Source organism: Pseudomonas sp. GM102, from assembly GCF_000282555.1.
Lineage (GTDB): Bacteria > Pseudomonadota > Gammaproteobacteria > Pseudomonadales > Pseudomonadaceae > Aquipseudomonas.
On the sequence record NZ_AKJB01000148.1, the window covers coordinates 76,398 to 91,880 of the forward strand.

Consider the following 15,483-nt stretch of genomic DNA (forward strand, 5'->3'; position numbering starts at 1 on the left):
GAAGCCTTTAAATTTTCGGACCCAACAAACGTTCTAGCTTGGATAAAGCCTGCTTCATGGCTGACACAGGTAGGGCAATGACGATTTCTCGACGATGGTTCATGGCAGGCTTGGCGCTGACCGGCGCTGCTGTGCCTGCAGCTTTTTATGGGCATCGCGAATGGACGAAGCCGGATCCGACGATCACCCCCGGCGAAGCGACAGTCGATCTGGCGGATACCGCGGGTCAGCAGTTGGCCAACTCGCTGCGAGGCATCTGGGATATCCGCTTCGAAGGTTCCCGCGCGGGCCTCGACGGTTTACCCCAGAGCGGGCTGGAACTGTTTCTCGACATCGCCCAGCGCGGCCGCGGCCTGCGTGGCTGCCTCGATACCGCGCAACAGTTACGCAGCGAAACCGAGCCGCGTTACAAGGTGATCGGCGATCTGGTTTCGCCTGACGCCGGCCAGTTGTACTGGCGCCTGGTCGATACGCAATCGGCCAACGGCGCACCGGCTTATGAACTGGCGGTCGTGCTCGATGAGGTCTGGGCTGATTTCGGCAATGCTGGCAGTGGCACTCTCAGCGGGCGGATTCTGCGCCTGGATCGCCCACTCGGCTTGCCGGAACAGGACAATCGATTTGTCGCGCGCAAACGGCTGTTTCCCGAAGCCCGCGAGCGTGTCGGTCTGAATCCGCCGTTGCTGGCGTGGCTGATTTCCCCTGAACACCGCTTGTTCCACCAGCTCTGGCACGCCACCCGGGACAAATGGCACAAACTCTCCGAAGACCAGCGCGGTGCCTTGCGCGGCATCGGTTGGCAGCCGGGTCCGCGGGGCGAGGAGCGCGATGCCCGTGGGCCGCGCAAAGACCGTAATGGCTCAGGGGTCGACTTTTTCTTCATGCACCGGCACATGCTCGGCACTGCGCGTTCGATGCAGGACCTGCCGTCCTGGCCGAGCTTCCCGATGCCGCAACCGGAGCTTGAACGCGACCGTCAGGGCTTCGCCCGCTATTTCGACAATCACGATGGCACGGCGCTGCCGCCCACCTGGCTGGCCGCCGAAGACACCGAGTACACGCGGTGGGTCAGCGACATCAAGACCGCCGAGACCTATCACAGCAATTTTCAGGTTTGGGAATCGCGCTACCGTGATCCGCGTTATCTGTCGAAGCTGACCCTGGGGCAGTTCGGTTCAGAGATTGAGCTAGGCCTGCACGACTGGCTGCACATGCGCTGGGCCTCGGTGCCGCGCGATCCGTCCAACGGTCAGCCGGTTCCTTTTGCCCGGGATCCAGCGGACTTTTCCGCGCGTTGGTATGCACCGGAAAACGACTTTCTCGGTGACCCGTTTTCATCCCACGTGAGCCCGGTGTTCTGGCACTTCCACGGCTGGATCGACGATCGTCTGGAGGACTGGTTCCGCGCTCACGAACGCTTCCATCCGGGGGAGGTCAGCCGGCTCGAGGTCAATGGCGTGCCTTGGTTCGCCCCTGGGCGCTGGGTTGAAGTGGATGATCCATGGCTCGGCCCGAGTACCCACGGTTGCAGCACCACGCCGGGATTGCAGGCCGGCAAGTCGGTGGAAATGGACCCGGAAACCATGAAGCTGGCGCTGCGCATCACCTTTGGCACTGACGAAAAGAAACTGGCGGACTTGTTCCGTCGGGTGCCGCAACGGCCTTGGTATGCACGGAATCTGAAGGTCAAGCCGATTACCAGTTAAGACCGAGTCATCGTTCAATCGCGGGCAAGCCCGCTCCCACAGTGTTTGGTGGTGTTCACACTATTTGTGTACGACTCGGCCCCTGTGGGAGCGGGCTTGCCCGCGATAGCGGTTTAACAGCCAGCGCCATTACAACGTCTGCCACCCGCCACCCAACGCCTTGTACAACGCAATGCTCGCCTGCAACCTCGACAACCGCAGCTGCACATTCGAATCCTGCGCCGCGTACAACGTACGCTGGGTTTCCAGCACCGTCAGCAAATCCTCCGCCCCAGCCTGATAGCGGCTTTGTGCAATGTTGAACGCGGTCTGTGCCTGGTTCAGCTCTTCGCGTTGCCACTCCCGCTGTTCATCCAGGCCGCGAATGCTGTTGAGGGCTTTTTCGACGTCGGCAAAACCGTTGATGATCGCGCCTCGATAGGTTTCCAGTAGCTCTTGTTGACGCGCCGTGGCCTTGTCGCGCTCAGCGCCGAGGCGGCCGTTATTGAAGATCGGCGCGACCAGCCCGGCGGTGAGGTTGTAGAAAGGGTTGCGCAGAATGTCGTTGGCCGTGTTGGCGCCCGAGCCGATGCTGGCGCTCAGGGTCACGGCGGGCAGCATCGCGGCGCGAGCGACAGTGACGTCGGCCTGGGCGGCGGCCAGTTGCGCTTCGGCGCGGGCAATGTCCGGGCGGCGGCTGAGCAGCTCGCTGGGCAGCCCGGCACCGATGGCTGGCCACTGCAGTTGATCGAAGGACTCCTGGCTCGGCGTCAATTGCTGGACCGGCCGGCCAAGCAGGGCGGCGAGGCTGATCCATGCGTCCTCGGCTTGCTGGCGAATCAGCGGCAGTTGCCGTTGTTGCGCCGCCACCAGGCTTTTCTGTTGCGCCAGTTCCAGCGCGGTAGCCGAGCCTGAGTCGAAACGGGTCTGCACCAGTTTCAAAACGTTCTGAGCATTGGCCAGGTTCAGCTCGGCAATGCGACTCTGTTCACCCAGCGACAAGGCTTGCGCGTAGCTATTGGCAACCCCGCTGAGCAAGGTCAACTCAACCGTGGCCTGATCGAACTCGCTGGCTCGCAGCCCATATTGCGCACTGTCCCGGGACGCGCGTTTGCCGCCCCAGAAGTCAATTTCGTAACTGGCGCTGAAGTTGGCGTCGAAAAAATCCACGGCTTTGTCGTTGCTATCGACATCGAGTTGACTGTAGCCCTTGCCATGCAGCAGTTTCTGGCGGTTGGCGTTCATGCCGGCCTTGACCTCCGGCAGCTGCGAGCCGCCGGCAATCACCGTGTCGGCCTGAGCCTGGCGCACTCGAGCGATGGCGGCGGCCAGGTCATGACTGCCGACGCGGGCCTGTTCGATCAAACGATCAAGCTGCGAGCTGCCAAACTGCGTCCACCATTGGCGACTGCTCTGGGAAGTACTTTCGCGGTGCGGCGATTGCCAGGCCGACGGTGGTTGAATGCCACTGTCCGGGCGCGGGGCAGGGTGGCTGCACGCGCCAAGTAACAGGCAAAGGGTCAACAGGCTCAGTTGCGGTTTCATAGGTCGATCATTCACTGGTAAGGGCCGTGACCGGGTCGAGCCGGGCAGCTTTGCGGGCCGGCATGAAGCCGAAGACAACGCCGGTAATCAGTGCGCAGGCGAAGGCGCCGATGACGGCCGCCAGGGAAAAGGCGACCGCGACTTCGCTGAGCACCAATACGCCGCCGACGATCAGTGCCAGGGCGATTCCGGCGATCCCGCCGACCACCGAGAGCATCACCGCTTCAGTGAGGAACTGGCGCAGGATGTCGCGCTGACGGGCACCGGTGGCCATGCGGATACCGATCTCCCGGGTCCGTTCGCGCACGGTCATGAGCATGATATTCATCACCCCGATCCCGCCCACCAGCAGCGAGATCGCCGCAATCGAACCGAGCATCAGCGACAGCGTATTCTGTGTGCTGGCCTCGGCCTGAATCATCGCGGCATTGTTGGTGAGTTCGAAATCATGTTTGCCGTTGTGCAGGCGCAACATCAACTGTTCAATGGCTTTTTCGGTCTCTTTGACCTTGCGCGCATCGGCTGCGGCAATGGCTACGTATTCGGGGTTTTGGGTGCCGAACAGCCGGACACTGGCCGCCGAGTAAGGCACGGCAATCCGGTTGTCGCTGTCGGAATCGCCGGAACTGGCGCCCTTTTCAGCGAGTACGCCGACGACCTGAAAGGGCACGTTTTCGATCAGGATGTATTGGCCGATGGGGTTGGCGACATCCTTGAGCAGCTTGGTGCGAACCTTATGGCCGATCACCGCGACCGCCGCCGCGTTGTGTTCATCAGCCTCGGTGAAGTAGCTGCCCTGGACCACCGGCCAGTTGAAGATCGCCGGAAAGTTGGTGTCGTTGCCACCGACATAACTCAAGTGGTCTAGGTTGCCGAACCGCACCCCGGCCTCCGCGCCATTGACCGGCATGATCCGCATGACCTGCGGCAGGCTGGCCAGCGCCGCGACGTCATCCAGGGTCACAATGCCCGGTGGCGTGCGCGGGTTGGGGGCCGAGCCGCTGAGGTAGATGATGTTCGAGCCGAAGGCGCCCATCTGTGCCATCACCTGACGTTTGCTGCCTTCGCCGACGGCCAGCATCACCACCACCGAGGCGACGCCGATGATGATCCCCAGCAGTGTCAGGGCGGTGCGGAAGCGATTGATCCACATCACCCGCCAGGCCGCGTGTACGGCATCCACCAGTTCGCCTTTCCAGGCACCGGTGGCCTCGGCGCCTTCGGTCAGCCGCTTGCGCAAATCCACCGCTTGCAGCGCACCCGGATTGGCCGAAGTCTGGGCGGTGGGGTTATCGCGGGCGCTGTCGCTGATGATCAGGCCGTCACGGATTTCGATGACGCGTTTGGCCCGCGCCGCCACGTCACGGTCGTGGGTGATGAGGATCACCACGTGGCCCTGGCTCGCCAGTTCGTCGAGCAGGGCCATGACCTCGGCTCCACTGTGGCTGTCGAGCGCGCCGGTGGGTTCGTCCGCGAGGATGATGTGGCCGCCGTTCATCAAGGCGCGGGCGATGGACACCCGTTGCTGCTGCCCGCCGGAGAGCTGGTGCGGACGGTTGCCGGTGCGTGACGCCAGGCCGAGACGATCGAGCAGGGCGGCGGCGCGGGCGTGGCGTTCGGTCGCTGGGGTGCCGGCGTAAATTGCCGGCATCTCGACGTTTTCCTGGGCCGAGCCGGATGGAATCAGGTGATAACCCTGAAACACGAAACCGAACGCTTCGCGGCGCAGCCAGGCCAGTTCATCGCTGTCGAGTCGGGCGACGTTTTCACCGGCGAACAAATACTCGCCGGACGTCGGCCGGTCGAGGCAGCCGAGGATGTTCATCAGCGTCGATTTGCCGGAACCGGAAGCGCCGACAATCGCCACGAATTCTCCGGCGTGGATCGACAAGTCGATGCCGCGCAATACGTGAACTTCGGGTGCGTCGCCGCCACCATAGGATTTACGAATGTCCTGCAGGTCGATCAGAGGCGTTTGCATTCAGCCTCCGCTGCCGTCGGCGGGGCCGATCAACAGGTGATCGCCTTCGTCCAGTCCGTCGAGGATCTGCACCTTCAGGCGATCGCTGATGCCGGTACGCACGGTGCGTTGCTCGATGTCACCGTTTTGGGCGACGACCCGAGCGGATTGACTGTCGGCCTGCGAGCCGCCCTGCAAGGCTGCGACCGGTGCGGTGAGGACGTTTTTTGCCTGATTGGAGACAAAGAACACTTGGGTGGTCATTTCCGCCATCAGCGCGTTATCGGCGTTTTCCACGTCCAGCAGCACCGTGTACAGCACCACGCGGCCAGTGCCGCTTTTATTGGAACTGGCCGGGCTGCCGCCACCCCGGCTGGTTTGATCCAGCGGTTTGGGCGGTATCGGCAAGATCTGCCGTACCGTGCTGCTCCAGCGCCGATTGCCACCGCTGAGCGTGGTGAACCAGGCGGTCATGCCGGGTTTGACGTGTCCGATATCAGCCTCCGAAACCTCGGCCCAGACTGTCATGGGCGACAGTTTGGCGATGCGCAGGATCAGCGGCGTTTGTTGCTGGGCGTTGAGGGTCTGGCCTTCCCGGGCATCGAGAGCGACGATCGTTCCGCTCATCGGCGCGTAAATGCGCGTATAGCCGAGTTCGGCCTGATCGCTGCGCAGGCTGGCCTGGGCCTGGCGGATCTGCGCCTCAAACATGTCGATGCGCGCCTGGGTTGTGCGCAGTTCGGCCTGGGCCGTTTGCACATCTTCATCGCGCGTGGCACCGCCGGCGGCGAGGTTCTGTTGGCGTTGATATTTCTGCCGGGCCAGATCGTGCTGTGCCCGTTGCTCCTGAAGCTGCGCCTTGAGGTTGTCGATGGAAAAACGCCCGGCGTCGAGTTTGGCCTGTTGGGTGGAAGGGTCTATTTCCACCAGCAACTGGCCTTCCTTGACCACGTCACCGACCTCCACATGAATCTTGTGAATCTGCCCCGAGGCCTGGGCACCGACATCGACATAACGCCGCGGTTGCAGAGTCCCCAATGCCGTGACGCTGCTTTCAATGTCGCCGCGAGCAACCTGGACGGTGGCGAACCGATCTCGACCGGGAGGCAGGACCTGCCAGGCCGCGACGGCGATAACGGGGATCAGACAAAGGGCTACAAGCAGGGCGCGTCGGGTGTGACGGGGACGTTTCATGCAGGGTTCCGGCCAATAGGAATCGGCCCGTCATTCAGCTGACGCGCAAATCTGGCGACAGCCGAACGCTGTCGGAGGGCCGACAGATACGGGGAGCTGTCCTGTAAACGATGAAAGAGGCGGGGAATTTAAGCGTGGACACGTAGTGTTACAGACAAGGGTTACAGGTATAGGACAGCACTATTTATCAAGCAAATAGAAACAGCGCTTTAAATCTATATGAGAATTACTATAAATTACACGCTCGAAATTGCCATTATCGTGCCACTGCCTGCCTGGCGGTCGCGGATCTGGCTCAAGGATAGAAACCGCACCCCGTGCGGCCGGGAGTCATGTTGGAAAACTACTATCGCGAGCTGGTGTGTTTCCTGAACGCCAAGCTAGGCAACCGTCAGGTGGCCGAAGATGTGGTGCATGACGCTTATCTGCGGGTGCTGGAGCGTTCCAGTGAGACGCCGATCGAACAACCCCGGGCGTTTCTTTATCGCACCGCGCTCAACCTGGTGATCGATGACCACCGCCGCAATGCCTTGCGCCAGGTCGAATCCCTGGACGTGCTCGACAGCGAAGAGCGCTACTTCACGCCATCCCCCCACAACAGCCTCGATCACGGTCAACGCCTGGACATGCTCCAGCGCGCACTGGCGGAGTTGCCACGGCTGTGTCGCGAGAGTTTTCTCTTGCGCAAAATCGACGGCTTGTCGCACCCGCAAATCGCCGAGCACCTGGGGATTTCCCGGGCGCTGGTGGAAAAGCACATCGTCAATGCCATGAAGCATTGCCGGGTGCGCATGCGCCAGTGGGACGCTCACTGATCGCCACCGTTTAATCAGGCCTCGCTAAATTTTTTTTCATTGTCCTCGTTCCTATTCAACAGACGATCTGCTGCCGCACAAGGCCGGTCAGGTCACCCAGGCTTTATCCCCGCTGGTCCGGGGTTCATCCAGAGGACACTGGAAATGACACAGGCAATTGCATCGCCCATCGTTCACGACCTGATCGGCGTCGGTTTCGGCCCTTCGAACCTGGCTCTGGCCATCGCCCTGCAAGAGCGCGGGCCGAGCCAGGGCGAGCTGGATGTGCTGTTTCTCGACAAGCAGGCGGACTACCGCTGGCACGGCAACACCCTGGTCACCCAGAGCGAACTGCAGATTTCCTTCCTCAAGGACCTGGTGACGCTGCGTAACCCGACCAGCCCGTATTCTTTCGTCAATTACCTCAAGCAGCACGGTCGTCTGGTGGACTTCATCAACCTCGGCACCTTCTATCCGTGCCGCATGGAGTACAACGACTACCTGCGCTGGGTCGCCGGGCAATTTACCGAGCAGAGCCGCTACGGCGAGGAAGTGCTGGCCATTGAACCTGTGCTGCACCACCAGCAGGTCGAAGCACTGCGGGTGATCTCGCGTGATACGCAAGGTCAGCAGCATGTGCGCACCACCCGTTCGGTAGTGGTCAGCGCCGGCGGCACACCGCGCATTCCCGAAGCGTTCAAGGCACTGAAGGATGACGGCCGGGTGTTCCACCACTCCCAGTACCTGGAGCGCATGGCCAGGCAGCCGTGCGTGAACAACCAACCGATGAACATTGCGATCATCGGCGGCGGGCAGAGTGCGGCGGAAGCCTTCATCGACCTGAACGACAGCTTCCCGTCGGTGCAGGTGGACATGATCCTGCGTGGCTCGGCCCTGAAGCCGGCCGATGACAGCCCCTTCGTCAACGAAGTGTTCTCGCCGGAGTTCACCGACCTGGTGTTCCAGCAGGCCAGCAGCGAACGCGAGCGCTTGGTCAACGAGTACCACAACACCAACTATTCGGTGGTGGACATCGATCTGATCGAACGCATCTACGGCATCTTCTACCGGCAGAAAGTCTCGGGCATCGCGCGCCATGCGTTCCGAACCCTGACCACTATTGAAAAAGCCACCGCCACCGAGCGCGGTATCGAACTGGCGACGCGCAACAACGCCACGGGTGAAGTCACGGTGCGCTGCTACGACGCCGTGGTACTGGCTACCGGTTACGAGCGTCAGATGCACCGCAAGTTGCTGGCGCCGCTGGAGCAATACCTGGGCGATTTCGAGGTCGATCGCAACTACAAACTGATCACCGACGAGCGTTGCAAGGCCGGCATCTACATGCAGGGCTTCTGCCAGGCCAGCCATGGCTTGAGCGACACCTTGCTGTCGATCCTGCCGATCCGCGCCGATGAAATTGCCGGCTCGTTGTATGACCATGGCAAGTCGCGTGGGCATGGTCGGTCGGTAATGGATTTGTTGTTGGCCACAGCGAGCTGAGATCTTCGGTGTCTGTGAGGCCGCTATCGCGGGCAAGCCCGCTCCCACAGTTTGATCTTCAGTCACCAAATCTGTGTTCACTGAAGATCCCTGTGGGAGCGGGCTTGCCCGCGATGGCGCCCTCAAAAGCACCACAAATCTAAAATCCTGAACCCGGCGAACCCCGGCCCGTCCCTGTGCACCACCATGCCGATGGGATAATTGACACAGCTTTTAGGAAACGTCCTACAGAACGCTTCCTTGGTCTTGCGTAGTCTTGCCGCCTCACTCATCAGTCATTGAACTGGAGGCTCGCGATGACCAACAAAGCTTTGCGTATCCTGATCGCCGACGAACAGCATTTTCACCGGATGAAAACCGAACGGCTGTTCAATCAGCTCGATTACTACCGGGTAGCGCCGGTGCAAAGCCTTGCGGAAATGCTGACTCTGGTCGAGTACAGCTGCGAGCCATTTGATCTGGTGGTCATCAATGCCTCACTGGCGGGAGGGGCATTGGACCTGCCCGGGTTCTTCCTCGATAACCGCCAGGTTCACCACGCCTTGATTTACGCTGGCCAGCAGGCACAACTGGCGCCAACTTCTGCCGTCGGTGTTGAGCAGAAGGTTCAGATAAGCCACGCGGCGCTGCCGGATTTTACGTCCATTCAACGGCTGATGGCGTTCATCGATCCGCCTGCGTGTGAAGCTGCACAGCCCCCGGTGTATGCGCGGTATCTGCATCAGATCGGTTGATTCCGGGGTTACCGTTCGTCGGTACTATCATTTCTGTCAGGTACATTCTTTCTGCCTTCCATGCAAAAGTCTTAGCGCAGCCGTTGAGTCCGGTTCGTCGTTATCCGGCGTGCATTGGTGCGCAATCGTCAGATCTTTGCACAGGGAATTACCATGAAGTCAGTGCTGATTGTGGACGATCATCCGGTGGTACGCGCCGCAGTCAAAATCGTATTGGAGAAGGAGGGTTTCAAACGAATTTATGAGGCGTCCAGCGGTAGCGAGGCGTTGTCGATGCTCCGAGAGCATTCACCCACGCTGGTGGTGCTGGATCTGGTCATGCCCGAGGGCGATGGGCTGGATGTGCTGGAGCGGATCAAAGCCTGTGACTTGTCGTGCCTGGTGCTGGTGTTCTCGTCGCTGGACCCGTGGTTCTTTCAGGAGCGTTGCATGCGCGCCGGGGCCATGGCGTATGTCGCCAAGACCAACGTCCTGAGTCAATTGCAAAAAGCCGTGCATGCGGTCATGACCGGTTACACCTATTTTGCGCGGCTGCCTTCGGGATCGCAGGACGCCCTGCAACGCAGCGAAAAACAAATGATCGACAAACTCTCCAACCGCGAACTGACCATCCTGCAATACCTGGCCCGGGGCACGAGCAACAAGGCCATCGCCGAGCTTATGCACCTGAGTCACAAGACTGTCAGCACCTATAAAACCCGCTTGATCGAAAAGCTCGGGGTGAACGCGGCGGTGCACTTGCGGGACTTCGCCAAGCGTAATCATCTGATCTGAGCGAGCCCGATCATGCGCATGTTGCTGTTGACCTTGGCACTGAGTCTTTTAACGCAGTTGCCTGCGGCGATGGCCGACGAGCCACAGCGGTTGCAATTGCTGGGGCGCTCCACAGTGGAGGGTTTTCAGGTCAGGCTGGATGAAAAGGACTGGCAATGGCTACGCGATAAACGGGTCCTGCGCCTGGGGGTGACGGGGGCGGACTACCCGCCATTCGAGTTAACACGCCATCGCGATGAGCTGGAAGGCATCACCGCCGATTACGCCGAGCTGCTGGGGCAACTGCTGCACGTCAAGATCGACGTGCTGCGTTATGCCACTCGTGAAGCAGCCATGGACGCCCTCAAACGCCATGAGCTGGATCTGCTCGGCACCTCGAACAACTTCGAGGTGGCCGACCCTGCGCTGACCCGGTCCCGAGCCTATGCCGAAGATCAGCCCATGCTGGTCACGCGACTGGACGAGCGAATGCCCGTCGACCTTGCCGGCAAACGCATCGCCATGGTCGAAGACTATTTGCAGGCGCAGACGGTTGAAGCGTTTTATCCCGATGCAAGTTTGCAGCTCTATCCTTCGGCACTCGACGCGCTCGGAGCGGTAGCGTTCGGGCCAGACGATGTGTACCTCGGGGATTTCATCAGCGCCAATTACCTGATCAACAACAACTACCTCAATAACGTTCATCTGGCGGGGCCTTCCGGTCTGGATGCCAATCCGTTCGGCTTCGCTTTGGCGGTGGATAATCCGCGTCTCAAAAGCATCGTCGATAAGGCTCTGGCGGCGATTCCGATGGACCAGCGCGCGGTCATCGAGGTGCGCTGGAGTGCCGGCAGGGCCAATACGGCAGGTCAACAGCAGGTGCGTTTGAGCCCCAGTGAACAACGTTGGCTGGACCGGCATCCGACAATCACTGTCGGCGCGATCGATAACTTTGCCCCGCTGACGTTCTACGATGCCCAAGGCCGGCTCAGCGGGTTTACCGCGCAGTTGCTGACGCTGATCAGCCAGCGCAGCGGCTTGAGTTTCCAGGTGCAACGCGGCCACTCACTGGACCGGCAAATCGAGCAACTGCGGGACGGCGAGATCGACCTGTTGCCCGTGGTCACGCCCAGTACCGAGCGTGAGGACACGTTGCTCTTCACCCGCGCCTACCTCAGCAATCCATTTGTATTGGTCAGTGCAACTACCCAAGGCAGCCCGAGGACGCTGGACGAACTGGCCGGTAAACGCCTGGCGATTTATCGCGATCATCCGTTGTTCGGATTTATCCAGGCCCGGGCGCCGCAGGTGCGCCTGGTCGAAGTGCAAAGCCCGGCCGAGGGCATGGACCGGGTGATCAAGGGGCAGGCTGATGCGACGCTCAGTTCATTGATCGTCGCCCGTTACCTGATCGCTCGGCATTACCGTGATCGTCTGCGCGTCAGCAGCACCGTGGGCGATCAACCGGCCCGCATTGCCTTGGCCACCGACCGCGGCGCGCTGGAGTTGCACTCGATTCTGAACAAGGCATTGCTGAGCATTTCGCCTCAGGAAATGGACGATCTGGTGGCCCGCTGGAGTCATGATGTGGTGCTGGATGACAGCTATTGGCTACGTCATCGTCAAGGCATTCTTCAGGCGTTTGCCGTGGCTGGCGTCCTGTTGTTGCTGGCCCTGGGCTGGATCGCCTGGCAGCGTCGGCAGATCCGCCAGCGTCAGCAGTGGTTGCAGCAATTGCAGGAGGCCAAGAACGAGGCGGACGATGCCAACCGCGCCAAAACCACTTTTCTGGCGACCATGAGTCATGAGATCCGCACACCGATGAGCGCCCTGATCGGCATGCTCGAACTGGCCCTGAAACGTGCCGACGAGGGCGTCACCGATCGCGTTGCCATTGAGGTGGCGTCCAGTGCCGCGCAACAATTGTTGGCGCTGATCGGTGACATTCTGGACATCGCCCGCATCGAGTCCGGGCATTTATCCCTGACACCTGAGCGGGCCAATCTTCGGCGGCTGGTGGAATCGGTGTGTGGGGTTTTCGAAGGCCTTGCACGGCAGAATGGGCTGGCGTGGCGAGTCGATCTGGATGAACACAGCGACTGCGACGTGTTGCTCGACCCCACGCGTTTCAAGCAGGTGCTGTCCAACCTGCTGAGCAACGCCATCAAGTTCACCCGGGAGGGCGAGGTGAGCCTGACGCTGCGGGTGACGCCTGTTACGCCGGAGCATCTGTCGGTCAGTGTGCGCATTGAAGACACCGGTATTGGCATCAGCGACGCCGACCGGCAACGGTTGTTCAGTCTGTTCGCCCAAGCCAGCAATAACCAACAGTCAGCTCGCGGCGGCTCCGGGTTGGGCCTGGTGATCAGCCGCACATTGTGCGAAATGATGGGCGGTCGGTTGCAACTCGGCAGCGTCCTCGGGCAAGGCACACAGGTCGACATCAACCTTGAGCTGATCGCACTGCAACCGTTGCCTTCCATTGAGGCAGTGGACAGCGGGTTGCAGATGTCGACGCGACCACTGACGATTCTGGTGGTCGACGATCACCCGGCTAATCGACTGTTGCTTTCACGGCAACTGAGCCACCTGGGACATCGTGTTCTGGAGGCCGAAGAGGGCGCTCGGGGGCTTGAGCTGTGGCGCGAACATGAGTTCGATCTGGTGGTTACCGACTGCAATATGCCCAGGCTCAGTGGCTATGAACTGGCGGGTGCAATCCGCGATGAAGAGCGCGACCAGGGATTACCGTCGACGCTGATTCTGGGGTTTACCGCCAATGCGCAGCCCGAGGAAAAAGTCCGCTGTCTGGAGGCAGGAATGGATGACTGCCTGTTCAAACCCATCCTTTTGGCAGACTTGAGCGCATGGCTGGCGTCCAGGTTTGTGAGCGAAGCGCCAGAGACGCTCGAAGAGCAACCTACGCCCGAGATGGACCTGAGCGGCCTGGAGCAATACGTCGGTGCGGACCGCACGCTGCTCGATCAGCTGGTGCGCGAACTGGCAGTGACCAACCGGGTTGATCGGGATGATCTGCTTGAGGCGCACGCCAGTGGCAATCGCCATGACCTGCAAGCCTTGGCGCACCGCATCAAGGGCGGTGCGCGCATGGTCCGGGCGATGCGTTTGATCGACCGCTGCGAACAACTGGAGCGCGTCATCGAGGCGGGGGAGCTGGCGCTGATCGACGAAGCTGTCGATCAGCTGCAGCACGCTATGTCATTGCTGGACAAGCACTTGATCGCAGATATGAGACAGGGCTGAAACTCAATCCCACTGCGGCGCAATGCCTTTGGGGCTGGTCAGCCGCTGACCGCGATCCAGGCCCGCGATCAGCGCCATGTCGGCGTCGCTCAGGGTCAGGGCACAGGCTTGCAGGTTGCCTTGCAGGTTGGCGCGTTTGGTGGAGGAAGGAATTACCGCGTACCCAAGCTGCATGGCCCACGCCAGCGTGACTTGGGCCGGTGTCGCCTGAAGGCGATCGGCGATCTGCTGGATGACTGGATCCTTCAGTACTTCGCCGTAGGCCAGGGTCATGTAAGAGGTGATCCGGATGCCTTGGCTTTGGGCGAATTCGACAACCTTGCGGTTTTGCAGGTACGGGTGCAGCTCGATCTGGTTGGTGGCGATGTTCTCGGCACCGATGGCAGCAATGGCCTGTTGCATCAGGTCGACCGTGAAGTTGGATACGCCGATTTGTCGGGTCAGGCCCAGTTGTTTGGCTTCGAGCAAGGCGCCCATGAATTCTTCGACCGGGACCTGATCTTCCGGCGACGGCCAGTGGATCAGCGTCAGGTCCAGGTAATCGGTTTGCAGCTTGTTCAGGCTCTCTTTGAGGCTGTCGATCAACCGGTCTTCGGCAAAGTTGGCGACCCAGATTTTGCTGGTGATGAACAGCTCGTCACGAGCAATGCCGCTGGCAGCGATGGCCTGGCCGACCTCGGCTTCGTTTTCGTAGATTTGCGCGGTATCGATGACCCGGTAGCCCAGCTCAAGACCGGTGCTCACCGAATCGATGACCACCTGGCCTTGCAAGCGAAAGGTACCAAGACCGAATGCGGGGATAGACATCAATGACTCCAGGGGTTGCAGTGGGAATGAGCGGGAGTATCCCCGGCGGCACCCTTGAGAAAAACCGCTGGTTGGGCAAAGCACTGTTTACCGCAAGTCATGAATGGGATGTTTCAGTGGCATTGATGGTGTTTGGTCCGACGCCTTCGCGAGCAAGCCCGCACACACATTGGATCTGTGGTGTACGCAGATCCAATGTGGGAGCGAGCTTGCTCGCGAAGGGCGCGACTCGGTGCTGGAACTTGACCCCACCCCTAAGCAATATCGCTATGGCTGAATTCCTCGCCCAGAAAGTCGATCAAGGTCCGCACCGACGGCAGCAATCCGCGTCGTGAGGGGAAGATCGCGTGCACGATTCCGCACTTGGGTGTCCAACCCGGCACCAGTTCCACCAGTCGGCCGGCGGCAATCTCATCGCGCACCACCACACTGGGCAGGTGGGCGATGCCGATGCCGGCGAGCACCGCGTGACGCAAGGCCAGCAAGTCGTCGGTGACCATCCGCGGGGTATGACGAATCAGCGCGCTGGCGCCATCGGCACCGAACAATTCCCACTGATATTCACGCTGCGCGCCACCCCAATGCACGCTCGGCAGACCGCTTAGGTCAGCCGGCGTGGCCGGTGACGACAAGCGCGACAGAAATGCCGGACTCCCCACCAGGCATTGGGTGCTGTTGCCCAGTACCTTCATCACCATGTCGGTGTTTTCCAACGGCGGAAAGCGCACGCGCAGCGCGATGTCGAACCCTTCGTGGATCAGATCAACCCGGCGGTTGGTGCTTTCGATGAACAACTCCACCAACGGGTATTTGAGCATGTAGCGGGTCAGCATCGGCCCGACCCAGGTGTTCAGCAGCGCGGTCGGGCAACTGATGCGCACCAGGCCCTGGGGTTCGGAGCGATTGCGTTCGATCAGTTCGGCGGCGCTTTCGGCTTCGACCCGCATGGCCAGGCAACGCTGGTAATAAGCCTGGCCGATTTCGGTCAACGAGCAATGCCGACTGCTGCGGTGCAGCAAGCGCACACCGAGGCGTTCTTCGAGTTCGGCAATGCGTCGGCTGAGCTTGGATTTGGGCATGTCCAGCGCGCGTCCGGCCGGGGCGAAACCGCGGTGCTCCACCACTTGGGTGAAGTAGTACAGGGTGTTGAGGTCTTCCACCATCGTTCTCCAAATAGAACGCTAAGGCCGATTTTTGCAGTCTAGCGCACCAAAGGCACCGGTTTTAAGCTTTGTCCATCGCGT

The 15,483-nt window shown here is 60.8% G+C and carries 11 protein-coding genes; 6 read left to right on the forward strand and 5 right to left on the reverse strand.

Going from position 1 to position 15,483, the window contains the following annotated elements; genetic code table 11:
- Nucleotides 1-77: 77 nt before the first annotated feature.
- Nucleotides 78-1,706 (forward strand): pyoverdine maturation tyrosinase PvdP, encoded by a 1,629-nt coding sequence (gene pvdP, locus PMI18_RS00825; protein ID WP_007907660.1) that lies wholly within the window; start codon nucleotides 78-80, stop codon nucleotides 1,704-1,706.
- A 129-nt stretch (nucleotides 1,707-1,835) separates the two neighbouring features.
- Here the strand turns inward: pvdP and PMI18_RS00820 are convergent, their stop codons facing one another.
- The 3 genes from PMI18_RS00820 to PMI18_RS00810 are packed head-to-tail and all read right to left on the reverse strand — an operon-like array spanning nucleotide 1,836 to nucleotide 6,384.
- Nucleotides 1,836-3,230 carry an efflux transporter outer membrane subunit gene (locus PMI18_RS00820; RefSeq protein WP_007907661.1) on the reverse strand — a complete coding sequence of 465 codons (1,395 nt, stop codon included), beginning with the start codon at nucleotides 3,228-3,230 and terminating at the stop codon, nucleotides 1,836-1,838.
- Between the two features lie 7 nt (nucleotides 3,231-3,237).
- On the reverse strand, nucleotides 3,238-5,211 hold the full coding sequence (locus PMI18_RS00815) for a MacB family efflux pump subunit (RefSeq protein WP_007907663.1): 1,974 nt from the start codon (nucleotides 5,209-5,211) through the stop codon (nucleotides 3,238-3,240).
- The gene (locus PMI18_RS00810; protein ID WP_007907664.1) at nucleotides 5,212-6,384 is read right to left on the reverse strand and encodes an efflux RND transporter periplasmic adaptor subunit; all 1,173 of its coding nucleotides are present in this window, start codon (nucleotides 6,382-6,384) and stop codon (nucleotides 5,212-5,214) included.
- A gap of 332 nt (nucleotides 6,385-6,716) precedes the next feature.
- Between PMI18_RS00810 and PMI18_RS00805 the strand changes: the two genes are divergently transcribed.
- From PMI18_RS00805 to PMI18_RS00785, 5 genes are all read left to right on the forward strand, one after another.
- The gene (locus tag PMI18_RS00805; RefSeq protein WP_033036911.1) at nucleotides 6,717-7,199 is read left to right on the forward strand and encodes a sigma-70 family RNA polymerase sigma factor; all 483 of its coding nucleotides are present in this window, start codon (nucleotides 6,717-6,719) and stop codon (nucleotides 7,197-7,199) included.
- 144 nt (nucleotides 7,200-7,343) lie between these two features.
- A complete protein-coding gene (locus PMI18_RS00800; RefSeq protein ID WP_007907666.1) occupies nucleotides 7,344-8,681 on the forward strand; it encodes a lysine N(6)-hydroxylase/L-ornithine N(5)-oxygenase family protein in 1,338 nt (445 codons plus the stop codon).
- A gap of 296 nt (nucleotides 8,682-8,977) precedes the next feature.
- Nucleotides 8,978-9,415 carry a hypothetical protein gene (locus tag PMI18_RS00795; RefSeq protein ID WP_007907667.1) on the forward strand — a complete coding sequence of 146 codons (438 nt, stop codon included), beginning with the start codon at nucleotides 8,978-8,980 and terminating at the stop codon, nucleotides 9,413-9,415.
- A gap of 153 nt (nucleotides 9,416-9,568) precedes the next feature.
- Nucleotides 9,569-10,189, forward strand: a complete 621-nt coding sequence (locus tag PMI18_RS00790; RefSeq protein WP_007907668.1) for a response regulator transcription factor — start codon at nucleotides 9,569-9,571, stop codon at nucleotides 10,187-10,189.
- Between the two features lie 12 nt (nucleotides 10,190-10,201).
- Nucleotides 10,202-13,432 carry a transporter substrate-binding domain-containing protein gene (locus PMI18_RS00785; RefSeq protein ID WP_007907669.1) on the forward strand — a complete coding sequence of 1,077 codons (3,231 nt, stop codon included), beginning with the start codon at nucleotides 10,202-10,204 and terminating at the stop codon, nucleotides 13,430-13,432.
- Between the two features lie 3 nt (nucleotides 13,433-13,435).
- Here PMI18_RS00785 and dkgB read toward each other — a convergent pair whose 3' ends face one another.
- Together dkgB and PMI18_RS00775 are read right to left on the reverse strand one after the other, a co-directional pair.
- Nucleotides 13,436-14,239, reverse strand: coding sequence for a 2,5-didehydrogluconate reductase DkgB (gene dkgB, locus PMI18_RS00780; RefSeq protein ID WP_007907670.1), 804 nt, complete (start codon nucleotides 14,237-14,239; stop codon nucleotides 13,436-13,438).
- 254 nt (nucleotides 14,240-14,493) lie between these two features.
- Entirely contained in the window at nucleotides 14,494-15,402 is a 909-nt protein-coding gene (locus tag PMI18_RS00775; protein ID WP_007907672.1) for a LysR substrate-binding domain-containing protein, read from the reverse strand.
- Between the last annotated feature and the right edge of the window lie 81 nt (nucleotides 15,403-15,483).

Coding starts and splice junctions, on each gene's coding strand:
- pvdP (WP_007907660.1), top strand. CDS start 78: ATGACGATTTCTCGACGATGGTTCATGGCAGGCTTGGCGCTGACCGGC.
- PMI18_RS00820 (WP_007907661.1), bottom strand. CDS start 3,230: ATGAAACCGCAACTGAGCCTGTTGACCCTTTGCCTGTTACTTGGCGCG.
- PMI18_RS00815 (WP_007907663.1), bottom strand. CDS start 5,211: ATGCAAACGCCTCTGATCGACCTGCAGGACATTCGTAAATCCTATGGT.
- PMI18_RS00810 (WP_007907664.1), bottom strand. CDS start 6,384: ATGAAACGTCCCCGTCACACCCGACGCGCCCTGCTTGTAGCCCTTTGT.
- PMI18_RS00805 (WP_033036911.1), top strand. CDS start 6,717: ATGTTGGAAAACTACTATCGCGAGCTGGTGTGTTTCCTGAACGCCAAG.
- PMI18_RS00800 (WP_007907666.1), top strand. CDS start 7,344: ATGACACAGGCAATTGCATCGCCCATCGTTCACGACCTGATCGGCGTC.
- PMI18_RS00795 (WP_007907667.1), top strand. CDS start 8,978: ATGACCAACAAAGCTTTGCGTATCCTGATCGCCGACGAACAGCATTTT.
- PMI18_RS00790 (WP_007907668.1), top strand. CDS start 9,569: ATGAAGTCAGTGCTGATTGTGGACGATCATCCGGTGGTACGCGCCGCA.
- PMI18_RS00785 (WP_007907669.1), top strand. CDS start 10,202: ATGCGCATGTTGCTGTTGACCTTGGCACTGAGTCTTTTAACGCAGTTG.
- dkgB (WP_007907670.1), bottom strand. CDS start 14,239: ATGTCTATCCCCGCATTCGGTCTTGGTACCTTTCGCTTGCAAGGCCAG.
- PMI18_RS00775 (WP_007907672.1), bottom strand. CDS start 15,402: ATGGTGGAAGACCTCAACACCCTGTACTACTTCACCCAAGTGGTGGAG.